The sequence below is a fragment of the Arthrobacter sp. 05T444 genome (assembly GCF_056395905.1).
Genome location: NZ_JBFTKK010000001.1, coordinates 226,629 through 247,010, shown reverse-complemented (window position 1 = coordinate 247,010; position 20,382 = coordinate 226,629). Strand labels below are relative to the sequence as shown.

General features: G+C 64.5%; 16 protein-coding genes. 3 read left to right on the top strand and 13 right to left on the bottom strand.

Annotation, left to right across the window (positions count from 1 at the left end; all coding sequences use genetic code 11):
• Positions 1 to 195 precede the first annotated feature (195 nt).
• Positions 196 to 2,082 (top strand): ABC transporter ATP-binding protein, encoded by a 1,887-nt coding sequence (locus AC1DD3_RS01085; RefSeq protein WP_476880779.1) that lies wholly within the window; start codon positions 196 to 198, stop codon positions 2,080 to 2,082.
• A 68-nt stretch (positions 2,083 to 2,150) separates the two neighbouring features.
• Here AC1DD3_RS01085 and AC1DD3_RS01080 read toward each other — a convergent pair whose 3' ends face one another.
• From AC1DD3_RS01080 to AC1DD3_RS01070, 3 genes are all read right to left on the bottom strand, one after another.
• The gene (locus AC1DD3_RS01080) at positions 2,151 to 3,146 is read right to left on the bottom strand and encodes a glycosyltransferase family protein (protein ID WP_476880778.1); all 996 of its coding nucleotides are present in this window, start codon (positions 3,144 to 3,146) and stop codon (positions 2,151 to 2,153) included.
• 48 nt (positions 3,147 to 3,194) lie between these two features.
• On the bottom strand, positions 3,195 to 4,316 hold the full coding sequence (locus AC1DD3_RS01075) for a glycosyltransferase (protein ID WP_476880777.1): 1,122 nt from the start codon (positions 4,314 to 4,316) through the stop codon (positions 3,195 to 3,197).
• Positions 4,317 to 4,392: 76 nt separating this feature from the next.
• Entirely contained in the window at positions 4,393 to 5,499 is a 1,107-nt protein-coding gene (locus tag AC1DD3_RS01070; RefSeq protein WP_476880776.1) for a glycosyltransferase family A protein, read from the bottom strand.
• Positions 5,500 to 5,552: 53 nt separating this feature from the next.
• Here AC1DD3_RS01070 and AC1DD3_RS01065 point away from each other — a divergent pair, with 53 nt between their 5' ends.
• Together AC1DD3_RS01065 and wecB are read left to right on the top strand one after the other, a co-directional pair.
• Positions 5,553 to 6,689 carry a glycosyltransferase family 2 protein gene (locus tag AC1DD3_RS01065; protein ID WP_476880775.1) on the top strand — a complete coding sequence of 379 codons (1,137 nt, stop codon included), beginning with the start codon at positions 5,553 to 5,555 and terminating at the stop codon, positions 6,687 to 6,689.
• Between the two features lie 114 nt (positions 6,690 to 6,803).
• Positions 6,804 to 7,868, top strand: a complete 1,065-nt coding sequence (wecB, locus tag AC1DD3_RS01060) for a non-hydrolyzing UDP-N-acetylglucosamine 2-epimerase (RefSeq protein WP_476874629.1) — start codon at positions 6,804 to 6,806, stop codon at positions 7,866 to 7,868.
• Positions 7,869 to 7,972: 104 nt separating this feature from the next.
• Here wecB and AC1DD3_RS01055 read toward each other — a convergent pair whose 3' ends face one another.
• The 10 genes from AC1DD3_RS01055 to AC1DD3_RS01010 all read right to left on the bottom strand — a co-directional run bounded on the left by AC1DD3_RS01055 (position 7,973) and on the right by AC1DD3_RS01010 (position 20,373).
• Entirely contained in the window at positions 7,973 to 9,985 is a 2,013-nt protein-coding gene (locus AC1DD3_RS01055; RefSeq protein ID WP_476880774.1) for a DUF6541 family protein, read from the bottom strand.
• Positions 9,986 to 10,109: 124 nt separating this feature from the next.
• On the bottom strand, positions 10,110 to 10,838 hold the full coding sequence (locus AC1DD3_RS01050; RefSeq protein WP_476880773.1) for an ABC transporter ATP-binding protein: 729 nt from the start codon (positions 10,836 to 10,838) through the stop codon (positions 10,110 to 10,112).
• A gap of 1 nt (position 10,839) precedes the next feature.
• Positions 10,840 to 11,745 carry an ABC transporter permease gene (locus AC1DD3_RS01045; RefSeq protein ID WP_230116989.1) on the bottom strand — a complete coding sequence of 302 codons (906 nt, stop codon included), beginning with the start codon at positions 11,743 to 11,745 and terminating at the stop codon, positions 10,840 to 10,842.
• On the bottom strand, positions 11,742 to 13,769 hold the full coding sequence (locus AC1DD3_RS01040; RefSeq protein WP_476880772.1) for a glycosyltransferase: 2,028 nt from the start codon (positions 13,767 to 13,769) through the stop codon (positions 11,742 to 11,744). Before AC1DD3_RS01040 ends, AC1DD3_RS01045 begins: the two co-directional genes overlap by 4 nt.
• Positions 13,766 to 14,950, bottom strand: a complete 1,185-nt coding sequence (gene glf / locus AC1DD3_RS01035; RefSeq protein ID WP_230116991.1) for a UDP-galactopyranose mutase — start codon at positions 14,948 to 14,950, stop codon at positions 13,766 to 13,768. Before glf ends, AC1DD3_RS01040 begins: the two co-directional genes overlap by 4 nt.
• A gap of 217 nt (positions 14,951 to 15,167) precedes the next feature.
• Positions 15,168 to 16,340 (bottom strand): glycosyltransferase family 4 protein, encoded by a 1,173-nt coding sequence (locus tag AC1DD3_RS01030; protein ID WP_476880771.1) that lies wholly within the window; start codon positions 16,338 to 16,340, stop codon positions 15,168 to 15,170.
• Positions 16,337 to 17,332, bottom strand: coding sequence for a Gfo/Idh/MocA family protein (locus AC1DD3_RS01025; RefSeq protein WP_230116994.1), 996 nt, complete (start codon positions 17,330 to 17,332; stop codon positions 16,337 to 16,339). Before AC1DD3_RS01025 ends, AC1DD3_RS01030 begins: the two co-directional genes overlap by 4 nt.
• Positions 17,332 to 18,423 (bottom strand): DegT/DnrJ/EryC1/StrS family aminotransferase, encoded by a 1,092-nt coding sequence (locus tag AC1DD3_RS01020; RefSeq protein ID WP_230116995.1) that lies wholly within the window; start codon positions 18,421 to 18,423, stop codon positions 17,332 to 17,334. The genes AC1DD3_RS01025 and AC1DD3_RS01020 overlap by 1 nt, the downstream gene beginning before the upstream one ends.
• Positions 18,420 to 19,019 (bottom strand): acyltransferase, encoded by a 600-nt coding sequence (locus AC1DD3_RS01015; protein ID WP_230116996.1) that lies wholly within the window; start codon positions 19,017 to 19,019, stop codon positions 18,420 to 18,422. Before AC1DD3_RS01015 ends, AC1DD3_RS01020 begins: the two co-directional genes overlap by 4 nt.
• Before the next feature lie 64 nt (positions 19,020 to 19,083).
• Entirely contained in the window at positions 19,084 to 20,373 is a 1,290-nt protein-coding gene (locus AC1DD3_RS01010; protein WP_230116997.1) for a nucleotide sugar dehydrogenase, read from the bottom strand.
• Positions 20,374 to 20,382: the final 9 nt, after the last annotated feature.

The window sequence follows — 20,382 nt, the reverse complement described above, 5'->3', positions numbered from 1 at the left end:
CTGTGTAACCCAAATTTGCTGGCTCATTCCCAACATCATCTCATTCCAGACTGGCCGCATAGTGACAGTTACTTGCCCTGCGGCTCTGCTGCAGCGGCGCTGGGAATGAGCTCCGTCCGCCGTGCGAAGGGTGTCTGCGAAGGGCGACGCGTAGTATTGGGAGGGATTCTGTCCCTTGCCGTTCTGGAGTAATTCTTGAAACACCTGCGCCGCACCATGCGCGAGCTGCTGCCGCTTCTGCCGTCCAACGCAAGAAGGTTCCTCCTCCTCTTCGGCGTACTGTCGGCTGTGCTGGCGCTTCTCGACTCAGGCGCCCTTGGGGTATTCGCCCTCGTGCTAAACCAGATCCTCAAGGGTGGAAGCATGAGTCTTCCTGTCTTCGGGTCCGTGAGCCAGGAGTTCGGATTGCTGCTGCTGGTCTCATCCGCGATGGTGATGATCCTCAAATCTGTGCTTAACATCTGGCTCCAGTGGATCTCGACCCGCAAGTTCGCGGACTATGAACTTGATATTGGCACCGTGCTGTTCCAGAGCTACATTCGCGCCCCGTGGACGGTTCGAATGAAGCGGTCCACCACGGAGCTCGTGCGCATGATCGACGTCGGAATCGCCAATACGGTTGCGGGCGTCCTGTTACCCGCCGTGACTCTACCGGCGCAAGCGCTGACGTTTGCCTCCGTGCTGGTAGTACTGATCGGCGCTTCCTGGCAGACAGCCCTCGCGACGGTCATTTATCTCGGCGCCATTGCTGCATTCCTCTACCTCTGGCTGTCAAAAAAGTCCTACGAAGCAGGAAAAGTGAACCGGGACGCCGCCATGCGGATGTCCACTCTGGTCTCTGAAATGCTTGGGGCGCTCAAGGAAATCACCCTCCGTGACAAGGCAGACGAAGTCGGCGCCGTTGTCATGCAGAGCCGCGAGAGGGCCGCACGTTCCCGTTCCAACATCCGGTTCATGGCCACGGTGCCAAAGTTCGTGATCGACATGGCCCTGATTGGCGGCTTCCTCCTCATCGGGACTGTCGGTTATCTGATCGGAGGAATCCAGGTCGCAATGTCATCTGTGGCGATCTTCGGCCTGGCCGGTTTCAAGATGGTCCCGGCCCTCACTCAGATGCAGTCCCAGCTGACACTGGTGCAGTCGACACTGCCTTACACCGAAACGGTCATGGGCGATATCCGCGACGCCGCGGAGTACCGCAAAAACGCGGAGAAGCTCGGCAAGACTCCCATCAAGCATGAGCCGAAGATGCTCGAACTGAAGAACGTTGAGTTCACCTACCCAGGTGCCGGTGAGCCTGCCGTCCAGAACATCAACCTTCGGTTGCCGATCGGTTCCTCGGTGGGTGTCGTCGGGCAGTCAGGGGCGGGCAAGTCCACGCTCATCGACATCTTCCTTGGTCTGCTGACCCCGTCCAAAGGCACCATGACGCTGGACGGCGTTCCGCTGGAGGATGTCCTTTCCGACTGGCGCAAGCGCGTTGGCTATGTTCCCCAGGAAGTCGCCATTTTTGACGGTTCGGTGGCGCAGAACGTCGCCCTGACGTGGGGCAAGGACATCGACGAGGGTCGTGTCCTCAAGTCCTTGGAACGGGCCCAGCTCCTGGAAACCATTGAATCGCGCAAGGACGGCATCCACGGCCGCGTCGGTGAGCGCGGGCTCGCTCTCTCGGGTGGCCAGCGCCAACGCCTCGGCATCGCGCGCGCCCTGTACATGAATCCCCTCGTACTCGTGCTTGATGAGGCCACGAGTGCCCTGGACACCGGAACGGAAGCTGCCGTTGCCAAGGCGATCAGCGAACTGCACGGCGAGATGACCGTGATCTCCGTAGCGCACCGCCTCTCGACTATCCGAAACAACGATCTGGTCTGCTTCATGAAAGAAGGAAGCATCGTCTCCCAGGGATCCTTTGACGAAGTCGTGGAACAAAACCCTGACTTCGCCGAGCACGCTGCACTTGCGGGCCTGCACAACCGCGATGGCGACGACTCTGGCGAGGAAGACGCCGGTGGCGCCGGACAGAACGCGGCTCAGGAGTTCGCTGCCAAGCAGCCCCTGAGTACGCGCGGCGCTGGGACCTAAGCACCAAATCAGAAGTATCAAGAAGGCCCGGACTCAGCGTCCGGGCCTTTCTTGATTCAGCGGTTGCCTCAGCCGGAAACCCGGCGGTAGAGCGCATCCAGCATGGGCACGTATCTGCCGGCATCGTATCTGGGCACAGCCCACCCGCGGCCATCCAGCCGCGCTGACTGGGCGTGCGGGTCGGCGAGCGTTCCGACGATCTGCTCGACAACTTCGTCGACGTTCCCCTCCATCACGGGGGGAACCGTGCCGTCGTCGGGTCGCGGCAGGCGGCTTCCGAGGGCAGCCACCGGCAGGCCGATGCACAGGGCTTCGAATTCGCTGGTGGAGAAGTAATTTGAAGCCTGCCCCACTCCCACCCAGGCGCGGCTGAGCTTCTCGTAATACTCCTGCTGCGGCAGCTTGTCCAACATGGTGACGCCGAGCCGCTGAGCCTGCGATGCCCCGGGGCCCCAGTTAAGGCCAACGACCTCAGCCTTGCCTTGAAGGGCCCGGCATAGCTCCTCCGCCAGGCCCAGCTGCTGGGTCACGCCCTTGTCGTCGTCCCAGCGTGAGATAAACAGCACTGTGGGTGGTCCCACAGGCGACCACGACGGCAATCCGGCCACATCAACCAGGGACGGAAGGAATTCCGAGTCCGGACGGGCCGCGTGTGCGTCGTGCTCGTTGTCGGCGTTCGCGTAAAAGACGTGTGCCGCGCCATCGATGGCACGCTGGATCTCATCGTGGAAGCTTGGATCCTTCCACTGCCTTCTGATGTCGGTTCCATGCAGGGTGAGGACGTACGGGCGCCGCGGCATTCCGCGTTCCTTAATCAGCCTGACGCTCGTGCCGTAGTGCACGTGCACGACGTCGGCTGCCCGGAGCTTGACGGCCCGCCGTGCAGCGTACGGGATGAACCGGGCCTTGGCCAGCAGCGGATTCTTCGGCGCCACTGTCATCGGACGGACCTGCTCCGGCGGCAGGTAGTCCCAGCTGATGCCCGCGCGCGCCGCAGCGCGGACCATGTTCCGCGCCACAAAGGCGCAGTCATTGAACTGAAGAACCTTGGGTTCCGACTTCACAGTTCCCCTCCGAGAGTGTGTGCAATGATGCTTGTAACGCCCGTGGCCTCAGGCACGGGCCAGAGCAGCCGTATATGCGCGGTCGAAGAGCTCCCCCACTGCCTCCGGCGAAAACCGTTCGCGGATGGGACCGGCGATGTCTCCGGCAGGCACATCCTTGAATGCGTCCCGGGCATCCAGGACGGCTCGTCCCAGCGTCTCAGGAGACACGTCGTCGACCAGTCTGCTGTTGGAGCCGTCGGCGTAGTCGCTGAAGCCGCCCACCCGGGTGGCCACGACAGCGCGGCCCGCCGCCAGTGCCTCTGCGGCCGAAGTGAAGAAGTTTTCCTGGGCAGTGGGAAGAAAGAAGAGGTCGGCGCCAGATAGTTGGTCGGCAACTTCAGCGGGCTTCACCGAGCCTGTCAACGTCACCTGGCCCTGAAGCCCGAGCCTCGCAATCAGCGCCTCACATTCTCCGCGAAGCGGGCCTTCACCCACCCACGTCAGGTGCGCGTCCGTGCGGTGGTCGCGCAGCCAGGCAATGGCCCGCACCGCTTCCAGCGGCCGCTTGCGGGCAATGAGCCCGCCCACGGCAGCGAGGCGGAGCGGCGTACCGAAGGAGGAAGGGACGACGGCGCCGCGGGCTTTGACCACGCACGGCACCACGACGGCGGCGTGCGGGCGCGCAAACCGCTGCATTTCGCGCGTGAGCTGCCCGGTCACACCGGTGACGACGTGGGGCAAACGCAGGACGCCGCGCACCCAGGCCAGCTTGGCCCAGAGGGGCGAGACACTGGCCGGGTTCACGACGCCGTTCCAGTGCTCTGTATGGACCCATGCTGGCCGGCGCCCCGTCAGCGCGCGTGCGGCCCACGGCATCATCGTGACGAGGATCGAGGAGAACGCCATGGTGTGGACCACGTCAGCCCAGGCCATTTCCTTGGCCAGCGTCCGGCTGGCAGCCAGGACGGTAGACGGCCGTTTCGGGTCCGCCGCCACCCGCCGCACGGGCGTGCCTTCCCACAGGCCGGAAGATTGCCGCGGCATGGCGAGGGTGGTGCCGAGCCGGACGTGGATCACGCGGACCTCGTGTCCGCGTCCCCGGATGGCTTCCACGTGCTCGGAGTTAAACGGCGCCTCGGTGGGATTTTCGTCATGGGGGTACCACGTTGCGACTACAAGGATCTTCATGTGTTCTTTCGACGGAATCGGAGAGTTTTCAGGGGGCGCCGGAGCGTGGAAGCCGTGCTCATCCCGGCGTGACGCGCTAGACCAGCGCCGAGGCGCTCATGAACCTCAGTGGCGCCTCGGGATGCAGGGCCTGCGACAGGCTGCGCGGCAGCCAGGTCTGCGGGCTCGCAAACCGGCGCCGGGCCAATGCCAGCGCCTTCATCAAGGCCACGTCCGCCTCTTCGCGGGCCACGGCGTCGAGCAGTCTTCTGTCCGCGAGTGAGAGCGGTCGCGCAGCGTGCGGTGCCCGGAACAGCAGTTTCTGCAATTCGCGCGCCATCTCGGCGGCATCGGCCGAACTCCAGGTTCCGGCCTCGGCACGCAGCAGGACGTGCCCAAAGATGTGCACCCTGATGATCTTCGTGACAATTGCTTCCCTGGCCCGGTGAGGCAAATCCTCGAACCATCCGGACGTGACCAAGTCGGTTGCGAATGCCAAGTCCTCTGCCACGGGGCGCGGGGTGTGTGTGACACGGAGGGCGGCGTCGGCGTGCACCAGGTATCGCGGGAGGCCGCGGCCGTAGCTGATGTTCGCGCCCGAAAACCACAGCTTCGCCGAAAACGACTGGTCCTCGCCGGTGGCGTAGCGGGTCGGAAATGTGAGTCCCAGCCGGCGCACGAGCGAAAGCCGCAACAGTCCGAGCGGCGCTGTCCGGTACGTCAGGCGGTCGGCCACTGGATCGAGCCGGGCGTGGCGGGTGCGCCTCACCACAGGCGTGCGAATGGGACCACCGCCGGCGTGGCCCATGGGTGCTATCAGCACGTCGGCGTGGTCGCGCTCAGCAGCTTCAACCCACCGTGCCAGCGCGCCCGGCTCGACGGAATCATCGCTGCCCATGATGGCCACCCACGTGCCGGATGATTCGGCGATGCCGTGGTTGAAGGGGCCCGCGGGGCTCTTGATGCCGTCCACGTAGTGGTGAAAGCGCACGAGGCCACGGTGTTCGGGAGCCACACGCTTTCGGATCGGATCCACATCCGTGTTGTGGCAAACCACGTTGATCCGCAGCCGCCGCTGCGCACCGGGAGCCGTGGGCAGACCGCCGTCGACCAGCGACGCAACGGCGCGCCCCACGGGCCGGTCGGGGGTATGTACGGCGATCACCAGGTCGAGCAGCACTGAGTCCTGTATTTCGTTGTCCACCCAGTAAGGTTATCGCGGGACCCATGAAACCCTGCCGAGGAGCACGCACCCCCATGAGCCAGAGCATCGAAGTAGTCATCCCTGTCCATGATCTGGAGCGGCCGTTCGTTCGCGCGGTCCGGTCCGTGCTCGACCAGGCTCCGGGGCTTGCGGAGCTCGGGGTGGCCCTGGGGACGACGGTTGTGCTGCACAACATTGGAGGGGCCGGCGCCCCCGACCTGACCCAGGAAGGCATTGCTTCCGACGGCGTCACCTGGCTGCGGTGCGACGACGGCATCCCCTCCCCTGCCGGTCCCCGCAACCTCGCCTTGGACGAAAGCACGGCAACGTACCTCTGCTTCCTCGATTCCGACGACTACCTTGAGCCCGGATCGCTGGCGGCCTGGTGGAAGGCAGCGCAGGCCGCTGGCGCTTCCGCCGTCATCGCGCCATTGCGCACCCCTGAGGGCACCATCCTTCCGTCTCCCCGGATCCGGCCCTCCAAGCCGGCGGTTTTGGATCCGCTTAAGGACGGCCTCGCGTACCGAAGTGTTCCCTACGGCCTGCTGCGGCGCTCTGCCCTGTCAGCAGTCGGGTTCCGGTATGCCGAAGGCCTGCGCACCGGCGAAGACATCGAAGCCACCCTCAAGCTGTGGTTCCGCGCCGGCGCCGTCTGCTACCCCTACGGAGCGGCCGCGTACCACCAGACCGATGACTCCGGGGCCGGCCGCGTTACCAGCTCCATTAGCCCGTTGGCAGATGAATTCCGCTGGCTCGAGCGTCTCCTCACCTCGGGTTGGCTCCGCGCCGCGACCGTTTCCGAGCGCCGGGCCGTGGCGTTGAAAATCCTGCGCGTCCATGGCATCGGCGCCCTGGTCCGGCGGGGCTTAGCGGCGGCTGACGCTCAAGGCAGGGCTTTGTGGGACGACGCTGAACGCAGCTATTGGGCTGACGTCTCCGACCGGCTGCTGGCTTTCGCAGGCGGGTCACTGCCAGCGCTGAGCCGCCGCGACGCTGACCTGGCCCGTGCCGCCGCAAAGGCGGCGGATGTACCGGCACTGCGTGCCGCCGTCGAACATCACAGGAATGCCGGCAGAAGCGGCGATCTTGTCACCGCCAAGCCGCTGGCTGTCCTGTCACGCGACTCTGTCGTGAGGCACTATCTGGCTGAACGCCTCCGGGCGAAAGCGGGCGTCTTCAGGGTTTCCTGATGGCCGCAGCCGCCGTCGGAACCGGTGGCCGGGCCGACGCCGATGCGGGTCCCGGTGCCCGCCCGGAGCCCACGCGGGCGGAAATATGGACGGCCTGCCTCTAAACTTGAATCCATGCGAATTCTCAGCGTCGTTGGCGCACGTCCCCAGTTTGTGAAACTTGCACCGATAGCGGCGGCGATGGCCGGACAGGCCGAACACCTGATCGCCCACACGGGCCAGCACTATGACGAGCTCATGAGCGATGTGTTCTTCCGCGATCTCGGCATCCCGGCACCGGATTTCAATCTTGGCGTCGGCTCCGGCAAGCACGGTGCCCAGACAGGTGCCATGCTGCACGGCCTGGAAGGCATCCTTGAGGAGTCAGCCCCGGACTGTGTCCTGGTTTATGGCGACACCAACTCAACCCTCGCGGCGGCCATCGCGGCCATCAAGATGCACATCCCCGTTGCCCACCTGGAGGCCGGGCTCCGGTCCTTCAACCGCCGGATGCCGGAAGAGCACAACCGCGTCCTGACGGACCACAGCGCTGACCTCCTGCTTGCACCCACCGAGGTGGCGGTGAAGCACCTCGCCACGGAAGGCCTCGCGGAGCGGACGGTACTTGTCGGCGACGTCATGACCGACGTGCTTTTCAAGGTCCGCGACATGCTCGACGCCACCGAGCAGCCCCTGCCCGTCGATGCGGCGCCGGGCGAATACTACGTCTGCACCATCCACCGGCCCGACAACACCGATTCTCCTGAGCGACTGGGAGCCATCATCGAGTCCCTGGCCAGCTTGGAAAAGCCGGTCTTCGTGCTGGCCCACCCGCGGCTCGTCAGCCTGGCGGCCAAGCACGGCCTCGATCTGGAGCAGGGTTCCGTCCGGGTTGCTGCACCGCTGGCCTACCCGCAGCTGGTCCATGCCGTCCGGAACAGCGCCGGCGTGATCACCGATTCCGGCGGACTCCAGAAGGAAGCCTTCCTGCTCCGCACCCCCTGCACCACCATCCGTCCGGAAACTGAATGGGTGGAGACGGTCGAACTGGGCTGGAACGTCCTGGTCAGCGAGGACCTAAGCATCCTGGCAGACACTGTCCGCCGTCCCGCGCCGCCCGCAACCGACGCCACGCCCTACGGCGACGGCCACGCCGCCGAGCGTACGGTCGCGGCGCTGATCGAGGCGTTCGGCAGCTAGGTTCCCTGGGCCCCACCCATGGAAAAGGCCTTCGGAACGGCAGCTGACAGGCTGCCTCTCCGGAGGCCTTTCGCGTGGGTTCTGGTCCCGCTTGCGGTAGAAAGCTATTTGGCGGCGGTGGCCGGGTCGCAGGCCACCACTTTGAACAGCTTGGCCGCTCCCTCCTGGTCCACCAGTTCCACGGCCTTGGAGGCATCCAGGTCCTGCAGTCCCGGGAACGTGCGGCTGGACGGATGGTTCAACAGGTACTGCTTGCCGAAGTCGAGCGCGTACGAAACCTTCGTCTCCCGCACGGCATCGCACACAGCCGGCGACGAGTCCGCCTTGGAGAGCGAGTCCGCGATGACACGTTCACTCTTTGATTCCCGCTGACCCATGTGGAACTCAAGGACCTTCCGGTCCGCAAATGCATAGGCCAGCGCCCCGCCGTTCCAGGGGTTGACTGCGATGACAGCATCCTCCGGAACCCGGGAATCGATACGGGCCAGCAGCTTGTACTCGTCCGAGGAAAGGATCGAATCCTTGGTGTCGCGCTCATAGAAAATATGGTTGGACGCGACATAGTCGCGGACGGGGCCGGTCTGGGTGGCCCAGGCGAGAACCACGCAGGCGATGACCATGCCGGCGAGGCCGGGAAGAAGGGCTCCGCGGCCCTTCATCAGGGCGCTCCCCCGCAGCCGCGGCGTCAGGCGCTCGAAAGCTCCCGTGGCCCAGTCCGCAAGGACCAGGACACCCAGGGCAGCGAGCACGACGCTGAAGATGGGCACGTACGCGGCCAGCCGGTACGTGTCCTGGTACCAGGTTCCCGTGAAGAATGCCCTGGCCCACCCCGCCTCGAAACCGGCGTCCACAACGTAGAGGAATCCAGCGACGAAAAAGCAGCCAAACAGCCAGAACTGGGACCGCTGGCGGACGATTCGGGCCAGTCCGATCAAAGCCAGAATGGAGATCGCCACGGTAACGTCGGTTTTCATCGGCGCATTCGCGACGACTTCACCAATGGCTCCGGCCACCGTCTGATGGGCGGTCCAGCCGTTGTAGGCTGCCGGCCTGAGTTTGTCCCAGATGACCAGTGCAAGTGCAATCCCGGCTGCCGTTGCCACTGCGGTGACGGCGAACCTCCCAGGAGAAGCCTTGGCGCGGACCATCGTCCGGACGTGCAGTGCCAGCCTCCACAGCACGATGGGGACGCTGAAGGCAAGCAGTGCGTTGATGGCGCTCATGTGGGACAGCGCCAGTCCGGGAAGTGCAAGCACGAGTACGAGCCAGCTTCGGACCGGGACGTCCTGCAACGTGGGCGCCAGCCGGCAGACAAGGACCACTGCGGCAACACCGGCCGGCAACACAGCGACCGAGAGCAGGTTGGGGAACAGCGGTCCCCACACGAGCAGGAGGTAGGGGAAGGCAAGGAACCCGGCCGATATGACGCCGGCCGCCAGCAGGCCGATCGGCCGCGGTCCAAGAACCACCCGCGTCAGGAACACCACCGATATTGGCCAGATCACCGCCGAGGCCACCAGATTCACCGCATTGACTGATACCGGCACGGATGCGCCCGTCAACTGGGTCACGAGTGCGGCCAGCGAGTGCCACACGGCGGGGTACACCGAGGACAGACCTCCTGTTCCCCCTGCCATGCTTCCCAGGTTCAACGTGGAGGCGTTGCCCGTGTCCAGCACGAAGCGGACAGCGTTCAAATGAAAGACATTGTCATAGCGCTGGGAAATGTTGTCCGGAACCCCGACCAGCTGGACGTACCGGCGCGCAATCAGAAAGGCGCCGGCAGCAATACCAATCGCTACCGTTGCCAGCACGGTCCACTTTTCCTGGGTATCATCCGTCGGCGTCCGGCGGGGTCGGGCCCAGCGCGTCCGCATGATGGCCCATGCAGCGGCGGAAGCCACCAGGGTGGTCGCAATAACAACCCAGATGCTCCAGCCCACGTGGACAAACGGGGCGAGAATAGCGCCGATGCCCGCAATGGACAGCGACAGGGCCGGTGCAAAACCGAGAAGGCTGGTCCGCCGGAAGCCCAGCGCCCATCCCAGGGCTGCGCCCGGGAGGAGCACCACTGCTACCGCGATGAACAGGGCCGGCAGCGACGTCAGCCAGGACACATTTCCTCCAAGATTGGGTTATGTAGGTACACGGTCCGTCCGAATTCGTCCGGTCCGCAGAAAAACGGTGGGTCAGTTCCCGGCCGGCCAAGCATGGGCCTCGGCTGGCGGTCCTGACCCGGATCTATCGGTTCCGGAGCCTGCTGATGACTTCGTCAACGGGGCCGTCCATGACCACCGAGCCATGTTCAAGCATCACTCCGCGTTCGCAGACGTGGGACACCAGATCCAGGTCATGGCTGACGACAATCAGGGTCTTCCCCGCGGCGGCCAGCTCCTTGATCTTCGCAAGGCACTTCTTCTGGAACGGCTCGTCGCCTACGGCCAGGATCTCGTCAACGAGGAACACGTCCGGGTCCGTGTGGACTGCAACGGAAAACGCCAGCCGAAGGTACATGCCGGAGGAATAGAACTTCACTTCGGTGTCGATGAATTCGCCAATCTCGGCAAACTCAACAATCGACTCGAACTTTTCCTTGATCTGCGCTTCCGTCATGCCGAGGATCGCGCCGTTCAGGTAGACGTTGTCCCGTCCTGACAGGTCAGGATGGAATCCCGCACCTACCTCAATCAGCCCTGCCACCCGGCCACCGGTGCGGACTGTGCCCGAATCGGGCAGCATGACCCCGGAAATGTGCTTGAGCAGCGTCGATTTGCCGGAACCGTTGAGGCCCAGGAGCGCCACTGTCTCACCGTGTTCGACGTCGATCGAAAGGTCCCTGAGGGCATGGAACTTCTTGGAGAGGTCGCCCTTGCGTCCCCGGATCAGCCACACGAGTGCTTCCTTGAGTGATCTGGTGTGGCGCAGGACAAACTGCTTGTTGATGTTGCGTATTTCTATGGCGGTGGTCATGTCACAGCTCCTGCGCGAAACGGCCTTCGAGCCTGCGGAAGGTCCACTGGCCGAGGAACAGAATGAGCAGGGACACGAGCAGGCCCACCGGGATCCAGACGGTGACCAGGTTGGGCGGGCTGCCCTCCGCCCCCGCCGTGGTGGGAAGCCAGAACGCGTGGTGAAACGACTCGACGGCGATCGTGATGGGGTTGAGCTGGTACACGGAGAACCAGAAGTCCCCCGCCTTGGCCTGGACCATCCGCCAGGAATACAGCACAGGCGAAACCCAGGTGGCAACCATCAGCAGCAGGTCGACGAAATTCTCCGAGTCCCGGAAATAGACGTTCACGGCCCCGAAAAAGAGCCCCAGGCCCGTGGCGAGGAGGGCAATGATCAGGAACCCCGCAACGGCTGTGTACGCCTCGAGAAGGCCCGGCCGCCACCCACTGAACAGGCAAGCGACCACCAGCACGAACGCCTGCGGCAGGAAATGCACCGCCGACACCCAAACCGACGAGACCGGAAACAGCTCGCGGGGCAGGTAGATCTTGTTGATCAGGCCACTGTTGTTGACGATCGAGCGGGTGGCAGTGCTCAGGGACTCCGTGAAGAAGTTCACCATGATGATCCCGGAGAACAGGTAGACGGCGTAATTCGGCAAGCCGCCCCTGTTTGTCGGGCTCTGCTCGAGGCCAAGGAAAACGCCCAGCGCCAGGTAGAAGGCAACAAACTGCACGCCAGGCTTGACGTAGGTCCAGAGCAGTCCGAGGACGGATCCGCGGTAGCGGATCCTGAGCTCCTTGCGGACCAGGAGTTTCAGAAGGAACCTGGACCGGAAAACGTCGGCAAGGCCGTTCCCGGTTCCCGGAACGACCAGGGCACGGTCAGCGCCCTGGCGTGTCGGGGATGTACGTCCGTTCGTCACTTATTGGGCTTCTGCTGTTCAGGGCTGGAGTCGGACATGGACTCAAAGGTCTTCGTCCAGGCTTCGGGTGACGTGAACTCACTGAGTCCACCCTTGTATGCCGCCGAGAGTTCGTCCCAGCGCGCCAGGACCCTTGCGTGCAGCGTCATGCTCCGCAGCAGCTGCTTGCGGAAACGGACGTTGTCCCGGCGGTACCAGGATGCGCCGGTTCCGTCGGAAGCAGAGACGATGGCCGAGTCCAGGTGCGACAGCCGCCACCAGCGCGCGTCTGCCGCAGGCACGACTGCTTCGGGGTGCCGGGAGGCCTCCGGGTTTACGGCTCGCAGCTGGCGAACAGCACCGGAAAGCGCACTGGACACTGTCTGAACGATGTTCTTGGGCCGCGTCGGGACCATGCCGAACTTGGGCAGGTGCACGCGCTTGACGGCGGGGAACTCGGTGATGTCCTTGGTGACCTGGGCGTCCGGGAAGCCCGAACGGACCTGGCGGATTTCCGGAAGCTTGCCGCCGATGGTCCGGTGCAGGTGCGAAGGCCCGTCGAGCAGGTCCTGGAGGGCGCGGTTGCGGAGCTCCACGGCCGAGTACTGCAGCGAGAGCAGGTGGCGGACGTCCTGCAGGAAGCTTTCGACCGGCAGCCGTCCGCCCTTCTCGTACTGTGAGTACAGCAAGGCCGCCACCCACCGGTTCCGCTGGTGGAAGTACGCCTGCCAGTCAATGGTGTCGTCCTTCTCCGTCCACGGCATATGCCACACGGCTGCTCCGGGCAGGCTCACGGTGGTGTATCCGTTGGCCTTGGCGCGGATGCCGTATTCGACGTCGTCCCACTTGATGAAGACGGGGAGGGCGAGCCCGATCTCCTTGATGATCGAGGTCGGGATCAGGCACATCCACCAGCCGTTGTAGTCGACGTCGATCCGCCGGTGCATCCAGGGCGTGGTCCGGAGGTTGCTGGCAGCGAAGTCGTGGGCTATCTGCCCCTCGCCGATCGGTTCGTACTGGAACCGGTACTCGTTGATGCCTTCACCAAAGTTGTGGATCACCGATCGCTCAAACAGGTTGAACATGTGGCCGCCCACAATGGTGGCGCTCCGCGTGAAGTCTGCAAAGTTGACGGCACGCAGCACGCCCTCGGTCTCCACCACGACGTCATCATCCAGGAGCATCACATACTTGCTCTGGCCGTCCTGTACTGACTCGTGCATTCCGCGGGCGAACCCGCCGGAGCCTCCAAGGTTTCCCTGTTCAATCAGCTTGAACTTGTCGCCGAGCACAGCGGCGGCTTCCTCGAAGCCCTGCTCGTCCCTGACCTTCTGGTTACCCTGGTCGGTGACGATGAGCCGGTCCATGACCGCGAGCAGGTCTTCTGATTCGGCGAACGTCCGCAGGTGCTTGACGCAGTAATCCGGACGGTTGAACGTGGTGACCGCGATGGAAAGCGTGCCAGGGCTGAAGCCTTCCGGTTCCGGAACCGCCCAGTCAGCCTGCTGCAGGGTCACGTCGTCGCCGTGGGCGACGAGGTCGAACCAGTACCAGCCGCCGTCGGCGAAGGTGGTCAGCGACAGTTCACACGTCGCGGTGGCCCCTCCCGTGACATGCATGCTTTGAACGCGGTTGGAACTTCCGCGGGGGCTGGACTTGTACACAATGACCGTTGCCTCGGCATCCACCTCAATGCTGAGCCGGACTTTCTGCACGTCCGTGTGGGCTCGCCAGTAGCTGGCGGGGAATGCGTTGAAGTACGTTCCAAACGAGACCCTGCGGTGGGCCGGCAGCGACAGCCGGCGGCGGCCGAGGATGAAGTCCGAACGGACCTGGCTGCGCTGAGTGGCGATAGGCGTGGCTCCGCCGCGCTTGGAGATCGACTCCTGGCTGTCGACGACACGGCGCGCGGCATCGAAGTCAACGTACAGGGGCAGGGTGTCCGTGTCGCCGTCGACCGGGAAAACCACCCGGTGGACTGTCTTCCAGACGGTATCGTCTGTGGCCGATTCGGCTCCCTGCCGGAACTCTGTCGCTACGCTCATGCGTCTACTCCTCCGCTTTCCAGCTTCGCACCGCCGCTGAAGTGCGGCTTGATCTTGTTGTCAAACATGCTCAGGGCCGATCCAATGGCCATGTGCATGTCGAGGTACTTGTACGTCCCCAGCCGTCCGCCGAACAGCACGGAATCTTCACCGCGGGCCAGGTCCCGGTAGGCCAGCAGCTTCGAACGGTCGACGGCGGTGTTCACCGGGTAATAGGGTTCGTCGCCCTTCTCCGCAAAACGGGAGAACTCCCGCATGATCACCGTGGCGTCCTTGGTGTAGTCGCGTTCGGGGTGGAAGTGCCGGAATTCGTGGATTCGTGTGTAGGGGACTTCCTCGTCCGGGTAGTTCATCACTGCGCAGCCCTGGAAGTCCTCCACGGGCAGGACCTCTTCCTCAAGGTCGATGGTGCGCCAGGAGAGGTCACCTTCGGCGTAGTTGAAGTACCGGTCCACCGGTCCCGTGTAAATGACGGGGACCTGGCCACGCACAGACGCCTGGCCGAATTCCCCGCCGTCGAAGAAATCAGTGTTGAGGTGAACCTCGATGTTCGGGTGATCGGCCATGCGCTCGATCCACGCCGTGTAGCCGTCAACCGGGAGACCTTCATACGAGTCGTTGAAGTAGCGGTTGTCGTAGTTGTAGCGGACGGGAAGGCGGGAAATGATCTCCGCCGGCAGGTCCTTGGGGTCCGTCTGCCACTGCTTGCCGGTGTAGTACTTGATGAACGCCTCATAGAGGGGCCGGCCGATCAGCTGGATGCCCTTGTCGTTCAGGTTCTGCGGATCAGTGCCCGCAAGCTCCCCTGCCTGCTCCTGGATCAGCGCCCTGGCTTCCGCGGGTCCCATGGACGCGCGGAAAAACTGGTTAATGGTGCCAAGGTTGATGGGCATCTGGTACACCTCGCCCTTATGGCTGGTGTACACCTTGTGCTGGTAGTTGGTGAAGGCCGTGAAGCGGTTCACGTACTCCCAGACCCGTTCGTTCGAGGTGTGGAAGAGGTGGGCGCCGTAGCGGTGGACCTCAATGCCGGTCTTGGGTTCATTTTCGCTGTATGCATTGCCACCGATATGGTGACGGCGGTCCAGGACTGCAACCTTAAGCCCAAGCTCCGTGGCGGCGCGTTCCGCGATTGTCAGGCCAAAAAAACCTGAACCGACTACGACGAGATCAGCGTTCACAACTCTCCTGTGTTCTTTGGTGGCAGGGTTAGACAGCCCTATCTGCCGGGTCTAGACTACCCGAAGTTAAAAATTGTCCCGCATTCCGGGGCTCCTGCAGAGTGCCTGTCCGGGACAGACCGAGCGGGTGCAGCAGGGCGAAATTGCTGCACCTGGCTGCTCCACCGAGGTGCACTTTCTCCTCGTGCCCGGACCGTATCCTCAGTCCCCGCTGTTCTCAGTCCCCCACGGTCGCAAGGACTTCCTGCGCGGCATGCTGCCCCGAGGTTTCCAGCGAGGCGTGCTGCTGCACCCAGCCCGCTCTGGCGGCCCGGCCGCCGTCGTCATTTCCTGAGTATTCAGCGGCCAGCACGCGGAGCATGGCCCCGGCGACACTGTCGACGTCGTAACCTGGCGCTTCACCCAGTCCGTTGTCCGCAACCAGGGCAGCGCCCTCTCCGGCGCCAGCGAAGACCACGGGGGTGCCGCATCCGGCGGCGGCGTAGATTTTGGTCGGCTTCGCGAAGTCGTAGCCCTGGCCCGGCTTGATGCTGACCAGGGCTGCCGCAGCGCCGCGGATCCACTGCGCCGCCTCCGCCGGAGGAATGACCCCGCCGAAGTGCACGTGTCCGGGAACGGTTTCCGCGGCGAGTTCCCTGAGATGCGGCTCATCGGAACCCTGGCCGAAGAACCGGATGCCCGCACCCGGGTGCTCAGCCAGAACGGCAGGCAGCGCCCGGATAAAGACGTCCGCGCCCTGCCACTCCGACATGGTCCCCGTGTAGACGAAATACGGTGCCTGGGTTTCCGCTGAATCCCCGGCCGGCCCGAAGACCGAAGTGTCGATGCCGTTCCCGACGACGGCCACGCGGTCCGCGTGGACGCCGAACTGCCGGACCTTTTCGGCCACGGCGTCCGAGATCGCAATCACCTTGGCGGCCCTGCGCAGTGCAAAGCCCTCGGCCGCGCGCATCACCCGGATGACGACGCCCGGAACATCCGTTGCTGACAGGGCCTCGGTCCAGACATCCGCCGCGTAGTAGACGAACGGACGACGTCGCAGCGCCGAACTCAGGGCAACCACCACGCCTGTCGTGGGGGGCGGTTCGGACACGACGACGTCGGCATTGGTGAAAAGCAGCCGAAAGAAGGCCGGCACGTCGAAACTCATGTACTGGACATAGCCGCGCACGTTGCCGCCGGCATCCCGCAGCACCGGCCAGCGGGAAAGCCTGTACTGCGGGCTGAAGGCCGGGGAGCCCTTGGGCGGCCTGGTGGTCACGACGCTGACTTCCGCGCCGTTTGCCCTCAGGCCATCCACCAGCGCCTGCAGCCTGAAGGATGCCGCCCCCACCTCCGGGGTGAAGAGGCGTGAGGCTACGGCGACCTTCGGGGGTTTCTTAGCAGTCACGAATTGGCAATCTTCACGATCTGCCGGCTCGTTGCGGACTCCAGGACTGCCTCGGCAACCCTGAGGGTATCCAGCCCCTCCTGCATGGTGACCACGTCACTGCGCAGGCCAAGGACGGCGTCGCGGAAGGCTTCGTGTTCGGTCCGCAGCGGCTCGGGCTTGGCGATGGCGAGGCGCGTGACGTTGCCTTCGGAGACTCCGCGGAACGCCGCCATGGACTCCCATTCTGTGGCAACCGTGCCGTTTTCGAAGAACGTCAGGTCGGCGGTGATGGTGTCAGCCACGAAGGCGCCCTTCTCACCGGTGACAATGGTCAGGCGCTCCTTCATCGGGGAGAGCCAGTTGACCAGGTGGTTGGTGATGACGCCGTTCCTGAGCTGCCCGGTGGCCGCGACCATGTCCTCATGCGGACGGCCGCTGCGGGTGGTGGTGCGGGCGAAAATCGACTCGAACCGGCTCTGCGCGAGCCAGGCTGTGAGGTCGATGTCGTGCGTGCCAAGGTCCTTGACCACGCCGACGTCGGCGATCCGGGCGGGGAACGGCCCCTGACGCCGGGTCGCAATCTGGTAGACATCGCCGAGCTCGCCGGCTTCAATGCGCTTGCGCAGCGACTGCAGGGCAGGGTTGAACCGCTCGATGTGGCCAACAGCCCCCACGAGGCCCTTTGCCGCGAAGGCGTCGACGAGACGCTGCCCGGCCTCGGCGCTGTCGGCGATGGGCTTTTCAACGAGCGTGTGGACGCCGGCCTCGGCCAGAGCCAGCCCTACTTCCTCGTGCAGGCCGGTGGGAACGGCCACGACGGCCATGTCGATGCCGGCTGCAATGAGTTCCTCAACGGAAGAGAGCAAGTCCAGCTGGCCTGCGACACCGTGAGGATCCCCGAAGGAGTCCGCGACAGCCACGAGGTCGACGCCGTCGAGTTCCCGCACCACGCGGGCATGGTGACGGCCCATCATGCCCAGCCCGATCAGGCCAACGCGAAGGTTTGCCATCAGGCACCTGCCTGGACAAGCTTGTTGACCGCCGTGACGATGCGTTCCAGGTCACCCTGACCCAATGAGGGGTGCACCGGCAGGGAGAGTACTTCCTTGGCCGCGGTTTCAGTGTTGGGCAGGTCTTCCGTGCGGTTGAACGACGGGAGGCGGTGGTTCGGGACCGGGTAGTACACGCCGGTACCGATGTTGTACTCCTCGCGCAGGGCCTTGGCCAGTCCGTCGCGGTCCTCGGTGACCCGGATCGTGTACTGGTGGTAAACGTGGGATGCGCCCTCGGCGACCTTGGGCGTGCCAACACCCTGCAGGTTCTCGGTGAGGAAAGCAGCGTTCTGCTGGCGCTGTTCAGTCCAACCCAGGACCTTCTTGAGCTGGACCCGTCCGATGGAGGCGTGCAGGTCAGTCATCCGGGCATTGAAGCCGATAAGTTCGTTTTCGTACTGCTTTTCCATGCCCTGGTTCCGCAGGAGGCGCAGGTTCCGTTCGACCGTTGCGTCGGGGGTGGAGACCATGCCGCCCTCACCGGAGGTCATGTTCTTGGTGGGGTAAAGGCTGAACATGGCAAATTTGCCGAACGTTCCCACCATCTGGCCGTTAAAGCTGGCGCCGTGAGCCTGGGCCGCGTCCTCGTACAGGTCGATGCCACGCTCGGCGGCAAGTTTGGTGAAGCCCTCGACGTCGAACGGGTGGCCGTACAGGTGGACGGGCATGATGCCCTTGGTCTTGTCCGTGATGAGCGAGGCAACGTGGTCAACGTCGAGCGTGTAGTGGTCCAGTTCGATGTCGGCGAACACCGGAGTGGCACCCGTGAGCGCAACAGAGTTGCCGGTCGCGGCAAAGGTGAACGAGGGAACGATGACTTCATCGCCGGCGCCAACCCCGGAGGCCAGGAGCCCCAGGTGGAGCCCGGAGGTGCCTGAGTTGACGGCTACCGAGGAACGGCCATCGAGAAGGACCGCAGAAAATTCCTTCTCAAACTCCGCGACCTGCGTGCCCTGGGCGAGCATGCCGGTGGCCAGAACAGCGTCGACGGCGGCCCGCTCGTCGTCGCCGATGATCGGCTTCGCGGCGGGGATAAAGTCGTAGCTCATGCGTTCTCCTCAGATTCTTTCAGGGAATTTCCGTCTTCAATGTACTTGGCGCCGGTGGCGGGGCAGACCCAGAAGTCGCCCTCCTGCCGCAGCGGTTGGCCGGCCTTGCCGACCCAACCGAGTCGGCGGGCCGGAACGCCCGCCACGAGGGCGAACGCGGGAACATCCTTGGTGACGACGGCACCGGCCGCCACCGTCGCCCAGCGGCCGACTGTCAGGGGGGCCACGCACACGGCGCGGGCACCGATCGAGGCGCCGTCTTCTATGGTCACGCCCACCGGCGTCCAGTCGTGGGCGCTCTTAAGCGAGCCGTCAGGGCTGACCGACCGCGGGTAGGTGTCGTTGGTCAGCACCACCGCCGGTCCGATGAAAACGCCCTTGCCCAGCCGTGCGGGTTCGTAGACCAGGGCGTAGTTCTGGATCTTCGTGTTGGCGCCGATCTGCACACCGGTGCCGACGTAGGCACCGCGCCCTACGATGCAGTTTTCACCAAGATTCGCCTGCTCGCGGACCTGGGCAAGGTGCCATACCTTCGTGCCGTCGCCGAGGATGGCCTGATCCGAAACATCAGCGCTCGGAGCAATGGTCGTCGTCATAGTTTGGTTCCTTTCAAAAGGTGCTGACGCTGAGGCCCGGCAGGGCCGCAGCAGCAAGTCAGTGTCAGGCCTTGCCAATGACGCGGTAGGTGACCCCGTCCCAGCGGTCAGCAGAGCTCACGCGGCGGCCGTCGATGAAGGCCTTGATGCCGGGCAGGTCCGCGGGTGTCAGTTCCCGGTACTCGGCGTGGTCTGCCTGGACGACGGCTGCATCAACGGGCTCGCCGACGTGGTAGGCCGCGAAGCCGAGCTTGTCCAGTTCCGCATCCGTGTACAGGGGGTCATGAACCGACACGGCAGCGCCGCGCTTCTCGAGGGAAGCCACGGCATCGAAGACACCGGAGAACGCCGTCTCCTTGACGCCGCCGCGGTAGGCCGCGCCCAAAACGACAACCCGGGCGCCGGTCAGGTCGCCGTAGGCGCCTTCAAGGAGGCCCACGGTGTAGTCGGGCATGTCGGCATTGGCAGCACGGGCGGCCCGCACCACGGTGGCCTCCGGGTCGTTCCAGAGGTAAAGGCGCGGGTACACCGGGATGCAGTGGCCGCCTACCGCGATGCCCGGCTGGTGGATGTGGCTGTATGGCTGGGAGTTGGATGCTTCGATGACCTGGTAGATGTCGATGCCGGCTGTGGCCGCGAAGCGGGCAAACTGGTTGGCGAGCCCGATGTTGACGTCGCGGTACGTGGTCTCGGCCAGCTTCGCCAGCTCGGAGGCCTCCGCCGAGCCGAGGTCCCAGACGCCGTTTGGACGGCGGAGGTCAGGACGCTCATCGAAGTCCAGGACGGCCTCGTAGAACGCGACGGCCTTGGCCGCACCCGCCGCGGACAGACCGCCGACGAGCTTGGGGTACTTGCGCAGGTCCTCGAACACGCGGCCGGTCAGGACACGCTCGGGGGAAAAGACGAGGTGGAAATCCGTGCCCTCGACGAGGCCGGAGCCCGCCTCGAGCGCAGGCTTCCACCGTGTGCGGGTGATCCCGACCGGGAGGGTTGTTTCGTAGGAGACGAGGGTGCCCGGGGTCAGGTGCTTGGCCAGTTCAGCCGTTGCGCTGTCCATCCAGCCAAAGTCAGGCTTTGCTTCCGCGTCGACGAACAGCGGCACCACGAGCACCACAGCATCGGCGCCGGGGACAGCTTCGGCGTAGTCGGTGGTGGCGCGGAGCTTGCCTGCCGGCACGAGTTCAGAGAGTTTCTCCTGCAGGTGGGCCTCACCGGGGAACGGTTCGGTTCCGGCGTTAATGAGGTCAACGACCTGCTGATTTACATCGACGCCGACAACGTCATGGCCTTTGGAAGCAAACTGGACCGCCAGCGGCAGCCCGATTTTCCCCAACGCAATTACAGCAATCTTCACGATTCTGAT

What these genes read in the sequence shown, in the direction of transcription:
- AC1DD3_RS01075 (WP_476880777.1), bottom strand. Translation starts at nt 4,316, where the DNA reads ATGAAGATCCTTGTAGTCGCAACGTGGTACCCCCATGACGAAAATCCC.
- AC1DD3_RS01065 (WP_476880775.1), top strand. Translation starts at nt 5,553, where the DNA reads ATGAGCCAGAGCATCGAAGTAGTCATCCCTGTCCATGATCTGGAGCGG.
- wecB (WP_476874629.1), top strand. Translation starts at nt 6,804, where the DNA reads ATGCGAATTCTCAGCGTCGTTGGCGCACGTCCCCAGTTTGTGAAACTT.
- AC1DD3_RS01050 (WP_476880773.1), bottom strand. Translation starts at nt 10,838, where the DNA reads ATGACCACCGCCATAGAAATACGCAACATCAACAAGCAGTTTGTCCTG.
- AC1DD3_RS01040 (WP_476880772.1), bottom strand. Translation starts at nt 13,769, where the DNA reads ATGAGCGTAGCGACAGAGTTCCGGCAGGGAGCCGAATCGGCCACAGAC.
- AC1DD3_RS01025 (WP_230116994.1), bottom strand. Translation starts at nt 17,332, where the DNA reads ATGGCAAACCTTCGCGTTGGCCTGATCGGGCTGGGCATGATGGGCCGT.
- AC1DD3_RS01020 (WP_230116995.1), bottom strand. Translation starts at nt 18,423, where the DNA reads ATGAGCTACGACTTTATCCCCGCCGCGAAGCCGATCATCGGCGACGAC.
- AC1DD3_RS01015 (WP_230116996.1), bottom strand. Translation starts at nt 19,019, where the DNA reads ATGACGACGACCATTGCTCCGAGCGCTGATGTTTCGGATCAGGCCATC.